Raw genomic sequence first — 16,099 nt, 5'->3', positions numbered from 1 at the left:
CGGTGGGGCCGATGCTCAGCCCTTGAGCCGGCCCAGCAGTTCCAGCGTCACCGGGTCGGTGATCGCATGCGCCTCCCCCTGCAACGCCGGCAGCAACTGGCTGGCCAGCTGCTTGCCCAGCTCCACGCCGAACTGGTCGAACGCGTTGATGTTCCAGATCAGCGACTGCACGTACACGGCGTGTTCGTACATGGCGATCAGCGCACCGAGCGACTGCGGGGTCAGTGCATCGAGCAGGATCAGGGTGCTCGGGCGGCCGCCGGGATACTCGCGGTGCGGATCCTCGCTGCCCTGGCCATTGGCCAGCGCTTCGGTCTGCGCCAGCAGGTTGGCCATCAGCGCCTGGTGGTTGACCACGTAGGGATCATCGTTGCGCACGCAGCCGATGAAATCGGCCGGGATCACGCTCGTGCCCTGGTGCAGCGCCTGGAAGAAGCTGTGCTGCACATCGGTGCCCGCCCCGCCCCACCACACCGGCACGGTGTCGCTGGCGACCGGGCTGCCATCGAGCTGTACGCGCTTGCCCAGGCTCTCCATCACCAGCTGCTGCAGGTAGGCCGGCAGCAGCGCCAAGCGCTGGTCGTAGGTCATCACCGCATGCGTGGCGTGGCCAAGCAGGTTGCGGTTCCAGATATCGGTCAGCGCATGCAGCACCGGCAGGTTCTGCGGCAGCGGCGCGGTCAGCGCGTGTTCGTCCATCTGCGCAGCGCCCTCGAGCAGCTGCTCGAAGCGGCTGAAGCCGATCGCCAGCGCGATCGGGAAGCCAACCGCCGACCACAGCGAATAGCGCCCGCCCACCCAGTCCCACATCGGCAGGACGCGGCCGGCGGCGATCGAGAAGGCCTTGGCCGCCCGCTCGGGGTTGGCACTGACCGCATACAGGCGCTCGCTGCCGCCCAGCCAGTCGTGCAGGATCTGCCCGTTGAGCAGGGTTTCCTGGGTGCCGAAGGTCTTGGAGATCAGGATGCCGGCGGTGGTGGCCGGGTCCAGCGTGGCGAGCGTGCGCTGCATCGCGGCGCCATCGACGTTGGAAACGAAATGCACACGGAAGCGCGCGCCGGTGACCGGGCGCAGTGCATCGGCCACCAGCCGCGGGCCGAGGTCCGAGCCGCCGATGCCGACGCTGACGATATCGGTGATGTCGGTCGCTTCCAGTGCGGCGATCAGCTCGCCCATCTGCTGGCGCACCTGGGCGGCGGTGGCAAACGCCTCGCCGGCCACGGGCGCACCGCTGGCATCGCCGCGCAACGCGGTGTGCAGCGCGGCACGGCCCTCGGTCACGTTGACCGTTTCACCGCGGAACAGGCGCTGGAACCCGCCGGCGACATCGCGCTCGGCAGCCAGCTGCAGCAGTGCGTCCAAGGCCGCGCGGTCGTACTTCTGCCGCGCGAAATTGACATACAACGGACCGACCCGCACGCCCAGCGATTGTGCGCGGCCCGGTTCGGCGGCGATCAACGAAGGGATGCTCGCGCCGCGCAGGCGCTGGGCATGGGAATGAAGCGGGTCGAATCCGTTGTGCTGTGTCATGCGGCCTGTGTCGGGATCGTGTCGTTGGTATGGGAGATCTGGTTCTTGCCGTCCACATATACCAACTTCGGCTTGAAGCTGTCAGCTTCTTCTTCGCTCATGCTGGCGAAGGCGGCGATGATGATGATGTCGCCCACCTGCACGTGGCGCGCGGCGCCGCCGTTGAGCGACACCACGCCGCTGCCGGCTTCGGCGCGGATGGCATAGGTGGAGAAACGCGCACCGTTGGTCACGTCCCAGATGTGCACCTGCTCGAACTCACGGATGCCGGTCGCAGCCAGCAGGTTGTCATCGATGGCGATGGACCCTTCGTAGTTCAGCTCGGAGTGAGTGACGGTGGCGCGGTGGATCTTGGTCTTCAGCAGGGACAGGTGCATGGCAACGGGACAACGGTAAAGGAAAGGGAAATTCTAGCACCCGGGGGGCGGGCGGCAGGGGGTGGCCCCGCAAGGCCGGTCCCGCGCTGCCATCCGTTCAGGCACCCGGATCAGCCCCGGCCGGCCCGGCCGCCGGAGCCTCCTTCTCGCGCTGCCAGAACTCCACCAGGATGGTCATCCCGGCCCAGACCAGCAGGGTCGGTCGGATTTTGTCCGGGACGATGTCCGGATCGTGGAAGAGCACCCCCACCAGTTCGGGGAAGGTCGCCGAAACCAGCACCGCGTATGCGGCATACGCCGCCCTGTGCCGGCTGGAGGAAATGTAGAGGATGGAGATGACCGCACCGGCCACCATCGTCAGGACCACGGCGAAACGCAGGTCGTTGAGCTGTTCGGCCCCGGTCAGTGCGAGGCCGAGCACGGCACCGAAGAACATGTTCAGGCCATTCATGTTGGCGCGGTACTCGCGGTCGGTCATCCGGCCGAGCCCGACCATGGCCGCCCAGCGCCGTTTCTTTCCCGCCATGTGCCCTTCCCCTGTGTGAACGCGCTTGACGCCAGCCCATTCGTTGGCCGGCGGCCCCGATCACATCGTCGTCGCGCGCGCTGCGCACTGTCAATCCAGCCCGCACCGCAACGGGGAAGCCGCCTGCGGAAACGCACAGGGCCACCCGAAGGTGGCCCTGTGTGGGTACCGCGAGAGCGGCCTCAGAACTCCAGGTTGTCGATCAACCGGGTATTGCCGATCCGGGCGGCGATCAGGGCCACGCGGGTGCCGTCGTTGGCATCGGCCGGCTCGGACAGGTCCGGCAGGCGGACCACCGCGTAGTCGACCTGGAAACCGGCCGCCTGCAGGGCAGCCGCCGCCTCGGCCTCGATGAGGGTGCGGCTCTTGCCGGCAATGAAGCCCTCGCGCATGCCCAGCAGCACCTGGTGGATGGTGGTGGAGACCGGGCGCTGCTCGGCGTTGAGATACTGGTTGCGCGAGCTCATCGCCAGGCCGTCGTCTTCGCGCACGATGTCGCCGCCGACGATCTGGATCGGGAAGGCCAGGTCTTCCACCATCTGGCGGATCACCGCCAGCTGCTGGTAGTCCTTCTTGCCGAAGGCGGCCACGTCCGGCTGGACCTGGTTGAACAGGCGCGAGACCACGGTGCATACGCCATCGAAATGGCCCGGGCGGTGCGCCCCTTCGAGCAGGCCGCTGATGCCCGGCACGTTGACGCTGGCCGCCAGCTCGACGCCGAACGGGTACATCGATTCAACGGTGGGCAACCACAGCACATCGCAGCCGGCCTGCTCCAGGCCGGTGGTATCGGCTTCGGGCGTACGCGGGTAGCGGGTGAAGTCCTCGTTCGGGCCGAACTGGGTCGGGTTGACGAAGACGCTGGAGACCACCCGGTCGGCGTACTGCCGCGCCAGCGTGACCAGCGAATAATGCCCTGCATGCAGGTTGCCCATGGTCGGGACCAGCGCGACGCGCAGGCCCTCGCGCTTCCAGCCGTTGACGACGGCGCGCAGACGGGACAGTTCGGTGACGGTTTCGATCATGAGGCGTAGGCGTGTTCTGCGTCGGGGAAGGAGCCGTCGCGCACGGCGTCGGCGTAGGCACGGACCGCACCGGCAACCGACCCGCCTTCGGCAAGGAAATCCTTGACGAACTTGGGACGTCGATGGCCGCTGTCCAGACCGAGGAAATCATGCAATACCAGGACCTGGCCGTCGCACTGCGGGCCGGCGCCGATGCCGATGGTGGGCACGCTGACCTCGGCGGTGACCAGGCCGGCGACCGGCGTGGGCACGCATTCCAGGACGATCAGGCTGGCACCGGCGGCGACCACGGCCTTGGCATCATCGCGCAGCTGCTGGGCGGCGTCGCCACGGCCCTGCACGCGATAACCGCCCAGGCGCAGCACCGACTGCGGGGTCAGGCCCAGGTGCGAGCAGACCGGAATCTCGCGCTCGACCAGATAACGGATGATGTCCAGCTTGAAGCCGGCACCTTCGATCTTGACCATTTCCGCACCGGCCTGCAGCAGGCGCAGCGAGGCATCCAGCGCGCGCTCGGGGGTGGCATCGGCGCCGAACGGCAGATCGGCCACCAGCAGCGCGCGCTCCAGCACGCGGGCCACGGCGCGGGTGTGGTAGACCATGTCGTCGGTGGTCACCGGCAAGGTCGAGTCGTGCCCCTGCACCACCATGCCCAGGGAGTCGCCGATCAGGATCAGGTCCACGCCATTGGCGTCGAAGCTGCGCGCGAAGCCGGCATCGTAGGCGGTCAACATCACCAGCTTCTGCCCCGTGCGCTTGGCCTCCGCCAATGCGGGGACGGTCCAGGGCTTGCTGTCTGCGTGGGTACTCATGAGCTGATAACCGGTGGCGATAAGCCCCGCATTATCCTCCTATTGAAGCGATCCCGCAGGCCTCGACCCGCACCACAGCATCCCGCACGCGGCCGTGACCGGGAATGAGGGCCTCCGGCGCGATCTCGGCCAGCGGCAGCAGTGCGAACGCGCGCGCGTGCAGATACGGGTGCGGCACCTGCAGCTGCGGCAGATCGATGACGTCTTCGCCATACAGCAGCACGTCCAGGTCCAACGCGCGAGGGCCCCAGTGCACCGCCGGGTCACGCACACGCCCGAAGCGGCGCTCGATCTCCAGCAAGGCCTCCAGCAGCGCCGGCGCAGGCAGGGTGGTATCCAGCACGGCGGCGGCGTTGACGAACGCCGGCTGGTCTTCGTTGCCCCAGGCCGGCGTGCTGTACAGCTGCGAGCGCGCCTGTAGCGTGGTCTGCGGCAGCGCCGCCAGCGCCTGGAACGCCTCGCGCAGGGTCTGCGCGGCGTCCCCCAGATTGGCGCCCAATCCGATACAGGCCAGGGTCACGGCTTACTCGCCTGCCACTCCACCGGGACGACGGCGGCGGCGACGACGCTTGCGCGGTGCACCGTCTTCGCCCTCACCGTCGGCCTGGGCGGCATCCAGCGCCGAATCCAGCTCCGTGCCGGACTGCAGCTGCGCTTCGCGCCAGAACGCGACATCGGCTTCGTGCTCGCTGGAGGCGACCTGGCGCAGGACCAGGAAGTCGTAGGCGGCACGGAAGCGCGGATGGGTCAGCGTGCGGATCACCCGCTTGCGCTGGCGCGAACTGAAGCGGCCCTGCAGCAGCCAGATCTCCTGCATCGGCAGCGAGAAGCGGCGCGGCAGCGCGATCGTGGTCAGCTGGTGCAGGGTCACGCGATCAGCGGCGCGGCGCTGGGCTTCTTCCAGCGCGACACCCTGCTTCTGCAGGCTGGCCAGGGCGCGGCAGAAAGCCGGCCACAGCAGCAGCGCGAACAGGAACGACGGCGACACCGGCTCGTCATTGGCCACGCGCAGGTCGGTGTTGTGCAGGCCTTCGATGACCATCCGGCGCAACGCGCCACTGCGGTTGCTGCGCAGCGCCGCGGCGCTTTCCGGGAACATCACGTCGAGCAGGCCATAGCGCTCCAGGCCTTCGAAGCTGGCCACGCCGTGCCCGGACAGGAACAGCTTGAGCACTTCTTCGAACAGGCGCGCCGGGGCGGCCTCGGCCAGGAGGTTGGCCAGGCGCGGCAGCGGCTCGGCGGTCGCCTCTTCGATCTGGAAGCCCAGTTTGGCCGCCAAACGGACCGCGCGCAGCATGCGCACCGGGTCTTCGCGGTAGCGCTGCTCGGGGTCGCCGATCAGCTTCATCAGGCGGGCCTGCACGTCTTCAAAGCCGCCGGTGTAATCGCGCACCGAGAAATCCTCGATCGCGTAGTACAGGGCGTTGCAGGTGAAGTCACGGCGGATCGCGTCGTCTTCGATGCTGCCGTACACGTTGTCGCGCACGAGCATGCCGTTTTCCATCTCACGGTCGCCGCTGCCATCGTCGATGTTGGCGCGGAAGGTGGCGACCTCGATGATCTCGCGGCCGAACACCACGTGCGCCAGGCGGAAGCGGCGGCCGATCAGTCGGCAGTTGCGGAACAACTGCTTGACCTGCTCGGGCGTCGCGTCGGTGGCAACGTCGAAATCCTTGGGGTGGCCGTTCACCAGCAGATCGCGGACGGCGCCGCCGACCAGGTAACCGGCAAACCCGGAATCACGCAGCCGGTACAGAACGCGCAGGGCGTTGGGGCTGATGTCCTTGCGGGAGATGTTGTGCTGATCGCGCGGGATCACGCGCAGGCTGAACGGTGATGTAGCAGAGGAATTGATGTTGGCGCTTCCGGTTGAGTTTTCGGGATTGCCCAATGGCATCTAGGTCCATATACTAGCGCGCTGCGCAGTTCGCGACAAAGCCTGCTCCCTTCGTCTAGAGGTTAGGACGTGGCCCTCTCAAGGCTAAAACAGGGGTTCGAGTCCCCTAGGGAGCACCAGTCGCGGTGCAGATAGCCAAAAACCCCGCCACGGCGGGGTTTTTTGCGTTCAGGGTCCAGGCTGGCGGCGTGCACCGTGACAGGCACGGGCCGGGGAGCGCCCTCCCCGGCCAGGCTTCCTGACGCTTCCGGCCACCTCCGAAGGGGTTCAGCCTTCCATCTGCTCCAGTTCCTTGCCCTTGGTCTCCTTCACGAAGCGCAGCACGAAGAACACCGAGATCACCGCCGCGACCGTATAGATGCCGTACGCCCCGGCCAGGCCGATGCTGCCCAGCAGGATCGGGAAGGACACGGTGATCGCGAAATTGGAGGTCCACTGCGCGGCACCGGCCACCGCCAGCCCCGAACCACGGATCTGGTTGGGGAACATCTCGCCCAGCATCACCCACATGACCGGGCCCCAGGACATGTTGAAGAAGATCACGTAGACATTGGCCGCCACCAGCGCCAGCACGCCCATGTTGTCGGTCAGCTGCAGCTTGCCGGCGGTATCCAGCGAGCCGCTGGCAAAGGCGATAGTGACCAGCGCCAGGGAGATCGCCATGCCGACCGAGCCGACCCACAGCAAGGGCTTGCGGCCGATGCGATCGATCAGGACCACGGTGATCAGGCAGGCGCCGATGCTGAGCGCGCCGGACAGCACATTGATCAGCAGCGCGTCATTTTCCGAGAAGCCCACCGCCTGCCACAGCACCGCGCCGTAATAGAAGACGACATTGATGCCGACCAGCTGCTGGAACACGGCCAGGCCGATACCGATCCAGACGATCGGGCGCAGCTTGCCGGTGGTCCTGCTGATCAGGTCAGAGAAGGTTGGCCGGTGCTGGTCCTGGGACAGCGAGCCTTCGATCTCGGTGATCTTGGCCTGCGCCTCGGCCGGTCCATACAGGCGGGTCAGCACCGCCAGCGCCTGGTCACGTCGCCCTTTGACCACCAGAAAGCGCGGGCTCTCCGGGATCACCAGCAGCAGGCCCAGGAACAACAGCGAGGGAATGGCCTGCATCCAGAACATCCAGCGCCATGCCGCCTGGCCCAGCCAGAGTTCCTGGGTGGAGGCCCCGGCCGCCTTGGCCAGCAGGTAGTTGCTCAGGAAGGCACAGAACAACCCGCTGATGATCGCGATCTGCTGCACCGTGGCCAGCCGCCCGCGGTAACGGGCGGACGCCACCTCGGCGATGTAGGCCGGCGACATCACGCTGGCCGCGCCGACCGCGAAGCCGCCGATCACCCGGGCGATGATGAACACCGTGGAGCTGTGCGCCGCGCCCGCGCCAAGCGCGGAGAACAGGAACATCACCGCGGCGATGATCAGTACCCCCCGGCGGCCGAGCCGGTCGCCGAGGCGCCCGGCGAAAAACGCACCGATGGCACAACCGAGCAGCATCGAGGCGACCTCGAAACCGATCCCGGCCGAACTGGACTGGAAGGTGTCCTTGAGGCCATCGACGGTGCCATTGATCACGCCGCTGTCGAACCCGAACAGGAAGCCACCGATGGTGGCCACGCAGCTGATCAGGACGATGAAGCCGGTGTTCTCGCCGCTGCCGGCGCGGGTACTGCTGAGCGAAGCACTGGACATGGTGATACCTGGGTCGGAAGGGGACGGCGGGTCAGCGCAGCAGGTACTGGTTGATCAGGTTCTCATACCTTTCCTGGCGGCCGCTGCGCTGCTGCGGTTCCCCCTGGGCCAGCGCCAGGCTGCGCAGCGCATCCAGGCTGCTGCGACCGGCAGTGAACTCGGCACCGGCGCCGCTGCTGAAACTGGCGTAGCGATCCTGGCGCCACCCTTCCAGCGGCGAGGTCTCGATCAGGGCATGCGCCACCTCCAGGCCGCGTGCGAACGCATCCATGCCGCCGATGTGGGCCTCGAACAGATCTTCCGGCGCGGACGACTCGCGCCGCACCTTGGCATCGAAGTTGAACCCGCCCGGGGCCAGGCCACCCTGGCGCAGCACGACCAGCATCGCCCCGACGGTGTCGTACAGGTCGGTCGGGAACTGATCGGTGTCCCACCCGTTCTGTGGGTTGCCGCGGTTGGCGTCGATGCTGCCGAGCAGGCCGGCATCGGAGGCGACCTGCAGGTCATGGGCGAAGGTATGCCCCGACAACGTGGCATGGTTGGCCTCGATGTTGAGCTTGAAATCCTTGTCCAGGCCGTGCTCGCGCAGGAAGCCCACCACCGTGGCACTGTCGAAATCGTACTGGTGGTTCATCGGCTCCATCGGCTTGGGCTCGATCAGGAAATTGCCGGTGAAGCCGATGCTGCGCCCATGGTCACGGGCCAGCGTAAGGAAGCGCGCCATGTTGTCCTTCTCGCGCTTCATGTCCGTGTTGTACAGGCAGGCATAGCCTTCGCGGCCGCCCCAGAACACGTAATTCTCACCGCCCAGAGCCACGGTGGCCTCCAGTGCGGCCTTGACCTGCACCGCGGCGCGGGCAACCACGGCGAAGTCCGGATTGGTCGAGGCACCATTCATGTAGCGCGGGTGCGAGAACAGGTTGGCGGTGCCCCACAGCAGCTTGACCCCGGTCGCCTTCTGGCGCTCGCCGGCAATGCCGACCATGTGCTGCAGGTTGGCCTCGTACTCGGCGATATCGTCGGCGTCCGGCGCCATATCGATGTCGTGGAAGCAGTAGTACGGCACGCCCAGCTTGGTGATGAATTCGAACGCGGCATCGGCCTTGGCTTCCGCGCGCGCCAGCGGGGTATTGCCCGCGTCCCACGGATACACCCGGGTGCCCGGGCCGAACGGGTCATGCCCGGTCGCGCAGAAGCTGTGCCAGTACGCCACCGCGAAGCGCAGGTGCTCGGCCATGGTCTTGCCGCCCACGCGCTTGTCCGCGTCGTACACCTTGTAGGCCAGCGGATTGTCCGAGTCGCGTCCCTCGAACGGGATGCGGCCGATGCCGGGGAAGTATTCCTTTGCGCCGATGTAAACGGAGGTGCTCATTGCTCGGATCCTTGCGGTGGTGACGGGTCGGTGCGCAGCAGCGGACCAACCTCGGAAAGATGGTGGAGGAAACGCCGGTAGTGTTCTGCGTAACGCGGCACAGTGTGCGGATCCGGGGTGGCCGACAGCGCCGCATCGAAACGCACATGCGCATCGACGGTTGCGGCCAGGCTGTCGCTTCCGCCCTGCCCGCGCTGCGAGGCCCACAGCGCCTGCAGCGCCGCGCCGAAGGCCGCGCCTTCAGCCTGGGTCGGCACCTTCACCGGCAGATCGAACACATCGGCGATCAATTGCCGCCATGCCGCACTGTTGCTGCCGCCGCCGGTGAGCAGCACGGTGTCGAAGGACAGGCCCGCGCTGGTGAAGGCGTCATAGCCGTTGCGCAGGCTGTAGGTGGCGCCTTCCATCGCCGCGCGATAGAAATGCGCCGGCGTGGTGTTGTGCAGGTCCATGCCATGCAGGCAGGCGCGCGCGTTGGGCAGGTCGGGGGTGCGCTCGCCGTTGAAGTACGGCAGCATCACCAGCCCGCCGGCGCCGGGTTCGGTCTGCGCCATCAGCGCCTCGCCACCGCCGCGCGGGAGGTTGAACAGCGCCGCCATGCGCTCGGTGGCGACAGTGCAGTTCATGGTGCAGATCAGCGGCAACCAACCGCCACTGGAGGAGCAGAACGCAGCCCAGCGTCCGGCGTCGTCGACCACCGGGTGGTCGGCATACGCGAACAGCGTGCCGGACGTGCCCAGGCTCATGGTCAGCCGCCCTGCTGCAACATTGCCGGTGCCCAGCGCCGCCATCATGTTGTCGCCGCCCCCGGTGGAGACCTGCACGTCGGCCGGCAGGCCCAGCAGTGCGGCGATCCGCGGCGCCAGGGGGAAGGTTGTTTCCAGGGGAACCAGCGGCGGCAGCAGCGCGGCCAGGTCGCGCTGCGGGTCGATCGCCTGCAGCAGTTCGGGTGACCAGCGCCGCTGGCGCACGTCCAGCCAGCCGGTGCCGGATGCATCACCGTACTCGGCGTAACGCTGCCCGGTCAGCCAGAAGTTGATGTAGTCGTGCGGCAGCAGGATGCCGTCCAGTTCCGCATAGGCCTGCGCACGATGGCGGCGCGTCCAGGGCAGCTTGGAGGCGGTGTAACCGGCGAGGATGGGGTTGCCGGCCAGCGCGATGCAGGCGGCGGTGCCGCCCACGGCCGCCATGATCGGCTCGCAGTCCGCCGCGGTACTGGTGTCGCACCACAGCTTCACCGGGGCGATCACCTCGCCACGTGCGTTGATCGGGACGAAGCCGTGCTGCTGGCCGGAAACGCCGATCGCCCGGATGCGGCCACGCTGCGCGGCCGTGAGCTCGGCGAAGCAGGCGATGATGCCATCGATCCACCACTGCGCCTGCTGCTCGCGGGTGCCATCGTCGTGGCTGACCAGCTGCATCGGCCGGGCGACCGTGGCCACCACCTCGCCCAGCGCCGGGTCATAGGCCAGCAGCTTGACGCTCTGGGTGCCGACATCCAGCCCTGCATACAGACTCATTGCTTCACCAGTTGATTGCCGCGCAGGCCGATGCGCTGCTGGCCGCCGGCGCGCAGCGCCACAGTCAGCGTGCTGTCGCCATGCACGAGTTGATAGGTGCCCCCGCGCTCACTGCGCAGCAGGGCCGAGTGCAGCCGGCCATCGCGCCAGTGCAGGTCCACGCCGGCCGCGTTGCGCACGCGCAGGCCACGCACCTGGCCGTCGGGCCAGGCCTGCGGCAAGGCAGGCAGCAGGAAGATCGACCCGCCCCAGCTCTGCAGCAGCATTTCGGTGATGCCGGCCGTGCCACCGAAATTGCCGTCGATCTGGAACGGCGGATGCGCGTCGAACAGGTTCGGGTAGGTGCGCTCGGGCGAGAGCAGCATCTTCAGGATCTGCAGCGCATGCTCGCCGTCGCCCAGCCGCGCCCACAGGTTGAGCCGCCAGCCGATGCCCCAGCCCGTCGCCTCGTCGCCGCGGATCTGCAGCGAACGCTTGGCCGCAGCCGCCAGTGCGGGGGTGTCGCGGATGTTGATCTGGCTGGAGGGATGCAGCGCGTACAGATGCGAGACATGCCGATGGTGCATTTCCGGCGCCTCCATGTCCCAGTCCTGCTGCCACTCCTGCAGCTGCCCGGCCTTGCCGATCCGGTCGGCGGGCAACTGCGCGCGCAGCGTCTTCAACTGCGCAGCGAAGGCCGTATCGACACCGAGGGCTGCACTGATCTGGATGCACTGCGCGAACAGATCGCGCAGCAGCTGCGCGTCCATCGCCGGGCCGGCGCATATCGCCGCCCCGAACGGATGCTGGTTCTCAGGCGAGATCGAGGGATTGGTGACCATCGCGCCGGTGTTCGGGTCGCGCTGCAGGGTGGCCACGAAAAACTCGGCCGCACCCTTGAACAGCGGATGGATCCGGCGCAGATAGGCTGGATCGCGGCCGTAATCCCAACGGTCCCACAGCTGCTGCAGCAGCCAGACACCGCCCATCGGCCACAGGCTCCACTGCGCGCCGTCGATCGGGCCCGCCTGGCGCCACAGGTCGGTGTTGTTGTGCACCACCCAGCCCGGGGCATCGTAGATGCGCCGCGCCGTGACCGCGCCGGTGCGGGCCAGGTCGAACAGCATCTCCTCCAGCGGCTGCACGCATTCGTGCAGCGCATTGGCCTCGCTGGGCCAGTAGTTCATTTCGGTATTGATGTTGATCGTGTACTTGCTCTCCCACGGCGGTGCCATGAGGTCGTTCCACACGCCCTGCAGGTTGGCCGGCTGCGAGCCGGGCCGCGAACTGCAGATCAACAGGTAGCGTCCGTACTGGTGATATAGGGCCGCCAGCGCCGGATCGTTGCCGCTGGCGAAGGCGTGCACGCGCTGATCGGTCGGCAGCTGCGCGGCCGGCGTGCTGCCCAGATCGATCGACACGCGCCGGAACAGTGCCTGATGCGCGGCAAGATGCCGCGCCAGCAGCGTCGGATAATCATGGGCATCAGCCTGCGCCTGGTGCGCCGCGGTGAGCGCCTGCGGATCCCCACTGACGTCGTCGAAACGGCGGAAGCTGGTGGCGGCCGTCAGCACCAGCACCAGTTCGTCGGCACCTTCCACCTGCAGGCGATCGCGTGCGACCCGCAGCGTGCCACCGCGCAGTCGCGGCCTCACCCGCAGCGCAAAACGCAGCTTGCCTTCGATACCGGCGAAGCTTGCATTGTGCCCGTGGAACAGCAGACCGCCCTCGTCGGCGGCTACCTCGCCCGCCTGCGGGCTGTCCACGCCCAGCCGCAGCGAAATCCGCCCCGGCAGGTCGGCGCTGAGCCGCACCACGATGCACTGGTCCGGTTCGGACACGAACACCTCGCGTCGGTGCCAGGCGCCGCCGCTGCGGAATTCGGTGGTCGCCACGGCCGTGTCCAGATCCAGCGACCGGCGATACCCGTCGATATGATCGGCACGGTCGAAATCCAGCAGCAGATCGGCCAGCGGCTGATACGGCATCTGCTTGGCCGGCCGCGACAGCAGCTTGGCGTCGGCCAATGCTTCGGCCTCGGCGTAACGCCCGGCGAAGACCAGCGCGCGCACCTGCGGCAGGGCTGCCAAGGCCTCCGGACTGGTCGCATCGTAGGGCCCCCCGGCATACAGGGTGTCCTCGTTGAGGCCGATCCGTTCGTGCGCGACTCCGCCCCAGACCATCGCGCCCAATCGACCGTTGCCGGTCGGCAGCGCCTGCACCCACTCGGTGGCGGGCGCGCGGTACCAGAGCTGCAGGCCGTCGCCTGTCGCCCCAGCGGCGTCGCCCCGCGCTACAGCCCCTGGCACCGCACCGGCCTGCGCCGACCACCCGGTCGCGGACAGGGTCAGCCCGGCCCCGAGCGCTTTGAACAGACCGCGACGGCTCAGTTCCACGGCATCACCCTGCTCTGCATTGGCTTGCCCGCGCTGCCTGCTGCCACTTCAACGCCCTCCAAGGCGAAATGTCCACCGGTAGTCATCCGCATCGTAGGCGATCAGCGCGCGGCTGCCATCTTGCGCTGCGGCACGACCACCGCCTTGCCGTCGTAGCGCACGGTCTGGTCGATGGCCGGGGCCAGCGCACCGGCATCGGCACGTGGTCCGTCCACGAAGCGGACCTGGATCGTGCGCTGCGCCTGCATGCCCTTCCACTGGCCTTCGCGCTTGCCGATGCGCAGTTCGCGCGTGGCCTCGTTCCACTGCAGCGGGATGCGGCTGAACTGCCCCTTCTCATAGCCATAGCTGCGGCCGTCGTCCTCATACAGCGAGAAGGTACCGTCCGCACCGGTGTAGACCACCACCGTCAGCGGCGCATCCGGCTGCTCGTCCACGTACTGCTGCACCGGGCCGGTTGGAATGATCGCGCCAGCGCGCACGTACAGCGGGATGCGTTCCAGTGGCGCGGCGGCCTCGATGGTCTGGCCACCCTGCAGGCGCTGGCCGGTGTAGTAATCCAGCCAGGTGGTGCCGGCCGGCAGGTACACCTTGCGCGAGGTCGCGCCGAACGTGGTGACCGGGGCGACCAGAAGCGACGGCCCGAACAGGTACTGGTCGTTGATGTCCCGGACCGCCGGATCCGACGGGAAATCCATCGGCAGGCCGCGCATGATGCTGCCGTCGCGGTGCCACGTGTCCGCGGCCAGGGTGTAGATGTAGGGCAGCAGCGTGTAACGCAGGCGGCTGTAGTACACCATGCTGTCGTAGTACGGCGTGCCTTCCGGCGCGATGTTCCAGATTTCGCGGAACGGGTACTGCCCATGCGAGCGGAACAACGGCACGAACGCACCGAACTGGAACCAGCGGGTGTTGAGTTCGCGCCACTCGGGCAGGTGCGCCGGATCCTCTTCGGAATACCGCTTCTCGGTGGAGAAGCCGCCGATGTCGAAGGTCCAGTTGGGCAGGCCGGACATGGCGGTATTCACGCCGGCCGAGACCTGCTCGAGCATGTCATCCCAGCGCGACACGATATCCCCGCTCCAGACCGCCACGGCGTTGCGCTGGGTGCCGGCATAGCCCTTGCGCGAGAGGATGAAGACACGCTTGCCATCGGCGGCGCGGTCCCCTTCATACACGCCCTGGGTGTGGGGCAGCGGATACGAATTGAAGAACTCGGTGGACGGGCCAAGCGCGGTCGGCGTGGTACGTGCCTTGCGCTCACCGATATCCAGGTTGGAGTGCACGTCCGGTTCGTCGGCGTCCATCCACCAGGCATCGAAGCCCTTGCTGTTCAACTTCTCGTTGATCTGGCGCCAGTAGATCTGCTGCGCCTTGGCCGCATACGGATCATAGAACGAGTTCTTGTAGCCCTTGCCGATCCAGTCCAGCTCGCCCACCTCGACGTTGCGCTGGTACATGAAGCCGGCCGCGTCCAGTTCCTTGTAGTTGGCCGTGGTCGGGTAGAACTTCGGCCACACCGAAATCATGACCTGCGCGTGCTGGTCATGGATGTGCCTGACCATGCCATCCGGATCGGGGAAGTGGGTGGGATCGAAGTCATGCGAGCCCCAGGCATCTTCGGGCCAGTACGACCAGTCCAGTACGATGTTGTCGATCGGCAGCTTGCGGCGGCGGTACTCGTCCAGTACGCCGAGGAGTTCATCCTGGCTCTTGTAACGCTCGCGGCTCTGCCAGAAGCCGTACGCCCACTTGGGCAGCATCACGGCCTTGCCGGTGAGTTCGCGGTAGCCGGCGATCACCTGATCGGCGTTGCCGCCGGCGACCACGTAGTAGTCGACCATCTGCCCGGCTTCGGACCACAGCGAGAGATCGGCCGCTTCGGCCTGCGGCAGCGGATCACGATGCAGCAGCGCGATGTAGCTGGGGTCGATCAGGTCCCACTCGACCTTGATCTGGTGGCGGGTGCCGGGCGTGAGTTCGAGCGCGAACTCGTGATGCCACGGGTTCCAGTTCTGGCGCCAGCGATCGATCACCAGCTTGCCGTCCACATACAGCTTGATGTATTCGCTGCCGTACAGGGAGAAGGTATGGCGACCGGCGGTCTTCGCCTCGATCGCGCCGTCCCAGACCACCTGCGAGCGCCCACCCTCAGCCGCGTTCCTGCCCTTGGCCGGGAACGCGGTGAGGTCCTTGATGTACTGGTAGTTCACCTCCGGCTCGCGGCGCTCGACGCGGGTTTTGCCATCGACGATGTAGCGGGCGGTCAAGGCACCGGCCTTGCCCTTGGCATCGAACACCTGAAGGGAAGACTGCAGCGGCTGCAGCCCACGCGGGTCGCCCAGCCGGGTGATCGCATTGTTGTCCCAGAGCAGACCGTAATTGCGGCTGGAGACGATGAACGGCACCGCCATGTCGATGTTGCCCTGGAGCAGCTCGACGTCGCGCCCCTTCTGGTTCATCCAGCCCTGCTGGTGCTGGCCGAACCCGTAGATCGCCTCATCGCTGGGTGACTCGAAGCGCTGGCGCACGCTGTAGTACGCCTTGCCTTCCACGCTGAGCGGGCTGAAGCTGCGGCCACCGGCGCGCTCGGCCAGCAGCGGCTTGCCTTCGGCATCGCGGAAGCTGACATGGCCATCGGCTTCGGAGATCTCCGCGCTGATGCCGGCGGCAACCAGGCGCACGTTGCCGCCGCCCTGCTCCACCGTGAAGCGCGGCTTCCCCTGCACGGGGACACGCATCAGGCTGGGAGTGCGCTTGAAGTCGCCATCCGGATCGGCGCTGACCCGCACGATGTTGTCGTCCACCAGTTCCAGCCGGACCTGGGCCGCGCCGGCCTGGGCCGGCACCACCACCACACCGTTGTCCAGCACGCGATGGCTCTGGGCCGTCGCCGGTGACGCCAGCAATGCCAGCAGCGGCACGCTCAGTACGCTCATGTAACGCATTCAGTGCTCCCTTCTCATT

General features: G+C 67.3%; 12 protein-coding genes and 1 tRNA gene. 1 reads left to right on the top strand and 12 read right to left on the bottom strand.

The features are described from left to right. Positions 1–15: 15 nt before the first annotated feature. The 7 genes from pgi to pcnB form a co-directional block, all read right to left on the bottom strand. Positions 16–1,530, bottom strand: a complete 1,515-nt coding sequence (gene pgi / locus BIZ42_RS16890; RefSeq protein WP_046273611.1) for a glucose-6-phosphate isomerase — start codon at positions 1,528–1,530, stop codon at positions 16–18. Then, complete coding sequence (panD, locus tag BIZ42_RS16885) at positions 1,527–1,907, bottom strand: aspartate 1-decarboxylase (RefSeq protein WP_019183273.1); 381 nt, start codon at positions 1,905–1,907, stop codon at positions 1,527–1,529. Before panD ends, pgi begins: the two co-directional genes overlap by 4 nt. Before the next feature lie 97 nt (positions 1,908–2,004). After that, the gene (locus BIZ42_RS16880) at positions 2,005–2,385 is read right to left on the bottom strand and encodes a hypothetical protein (RefSeq protein WP_237393525.1); all 381 of its coding nucleotides are present in this window, start codon (positions 2,383–2,385) and stop codon (positions 2,005–2,007) included. Between the two features lie 230 nt (positions 2,386–2,615). After that, positions 2,616–3,458 (bottom strand): pantoate--beta-alanine ligase, encoded by an 843-nt coding sequence (panC, locus tag BIZ42_RS16875; RefSeq protein WP_070427117.1) that lies wholly within the window; start codon positions 3,456–3,458, stop codon positions 2,616–2,618. After that, complete coding sequence (panB, locus tag BIZ42_RS16870; protein WP_019183275.1) at positions 3,455–4,270, bottom strand: 3-methyl-2-oxobutanoate hydroxymethyltransferase; 816 nt, start codon at positions 4,268–4,270, stop codon at positions 3,455–3,457. The genes panC and panB overlap by 4 nt, the downstream gene beginning before the upstream one ends. 31 nt (positions 4,271–4,301) lie before the next feature. After that, on the bottom strand, positions 4,302–4,790 hold the full coding sequence (gene folK, locus BIZ42_RS16865; protein WP_070427116.1) for a 2-amino-4-hydroxy-6-hydroxymethyldihydropteridine diphosphokinase: 489 nt from the start codon (positions 4,788–4,790) through the stop codon (positions 4,302–4,304). Between the two features lie 3 nt (positions 4,791–4,793). Next, positions 4,794–6,161, bottom strand: coding sequence for a polynucleotide adenylyltransferase PcnB (gene pcnB, locus BIZ42_RS16860; protein ID WP_070427115.1), 1,368 nt, complete (start codon positions 6,159–6,161; stop codon positions 4,794–4,796). Between the two features lie 50 nt (positions 6,162–6,211). On the opposite strand from pcnB, the gene BIZ42_RS16855 reads away from it, so the two are divergent. After that, positions 6,212–6,286: transfer RNA gene (locus BIZ42_RS16855), tRNA-Glu, on the top strand. Positions 6,287–6,434: 148 nt separating this feature from the next. Here the strand turns inward: BIZ42_RS16855 and BIZ42_RS16850 are convergent. The 5 genes from BIZ42_RS16850 to BIZ42_RS16830 form a co-directional block, all read right to left on the bottom strand. After that, complete coding sequence (locus BIZ42_RS16850; protein ID WP_070427114.1) at positions 6,435–7,865, bottom strand: sugar porter family MFS transporter; 1,431 nt, start codon at positions 7,863–7,865, stop codon at positions 6,435–6,437. A gap of 31 nt (positions 7,866–7,896) precedes the next feature. Further along, positions 7,897–9,237: a xylose isomerase gene (gene xylA, locus BIZ42_RS16845; protein WP_070427113.1), complete on the bottom strand. Its 1,341-nt coding sequence runs from the start codon at positions 9,235–9,237 to the stop codon at positions 7,897–7,899. Then, complete coding sequence (gene xylB / locus BIZ42_RS16840) at positions 9,234–10,757, bottom strand: xylulokinase (RefSeq protein WP_019183280.1); 1,524 nt, start codon at positions 10,755–10,757, stop codon at positions 9,234–9,236. Before xylB ends, xylA begins: the two co-directional genes overlap by 4 nt. Then, positions 10,754–13,132 (bottom strand): glycoside hydrolase family 95 protein, encoded by a 2,379-nt coding sequence (locus BIZ42_RS16835; RefSeq protein WP_070427112.1) that lies wholly within the window; start codon positions 13,130–13,132, stop codon positions 10,754–10,756. The genes xylB and BIZ42_RS16835 overlap by 4 nt, the downstream gene beginning before the upstream one ends. 101 nt (positions 13,133–13,233) lie before the next feature. Continuing rightward, entirely contained in the window at positions 13,234–16,080 is a 2,847-nt protein-coding gene (locus BIZ42_RS16830; protein WP_070427111.1) for a TIM-barrel domain-containing protein, read from the bottom strand. Between the last annotated feature and the right edge of the window lie 19 nt (positions 16,081–16,099).

The organism is Stenotrophomonas sp. LM091 (genome assembly GCF_001806305.1).
In the GTDB taxonomy this organism is placed as follows: domain Bacteria; phylum Pseudomonadota; class Gammaproteobacteria; order Xanthomonadales; family Xanthomonadaceae; genus Stenotrophomonas; species Stenotrophomonas bentonitica_A.
The sequence above is the reverse complement of the archived record's forward strand: the minus strand, read 5'-3'. Positions and strand labels throughout refer to the sequence as shown.

Bases quoted from the DNA above. Each gene is read 5' to 3' on its own strand.
- pgi (WP_046273611.1), bottom strand. From the start codon at position 1,530: ATGACACAGCACAACGGATTCGACCCGCTTCATTCCCATGCCCAGCGC.
- panD (WP_019183273.1), bottom strand. From the start codon at position 1,907: ATGCACCTGTCCCTGCTGAAGACCAAGATCCACCGCGCCACCGTCACT.
- BIZ42_RS16880 (WP_237393525.1), bottom strand. From the start codon at position 2,385: ATGACCGACCGCGAGTACCGCGCCAACATGAATGGCCTGAACATGTTC.
- panC (WP_070427117.1), bottom strand. From the start codon at position 3,458: ATGATCGAAACCGTCACCGAACTGTCCCGTCTGCGCGCCGTCGTCAAC.
- panB (WP_019183275.1), bottom strand. From the start codon at position 4,270: ATGAGTACCCACGCAGACAGCAAGCCCTGGACCGTCCCCGCATTGGCG.
- BIZ42_RS16850 (WP_070427114.1), bottom strand. From the start codon at position 7,865: ATGTCCAGTGCTTCGCTCAGCAGTACCCGCGCCGGCAGCGGCGAGAAC.
- xylA (WP_070427113.1), bottom strand. From the start codon at position 9,237: ATGAGCACCTCCGTTTACATCGGCGCAAAGGAATACTTCCCCGGCATC.
- xylB (WP_019183280.1), bottom strand. From the start codon at position 10,757: ATGAGTCTGTATGCAGGGCTGGATGTCGGCACCCAGAGCGTCAAGCTG.
- BIZ42_RS16830 (WP_070427111.1), bottom strand. From the start codon at position 16,080: ATGCGTTACATGAGCGTACTGAGCGTGCCGCTGCTGGCATTGCTGGCG.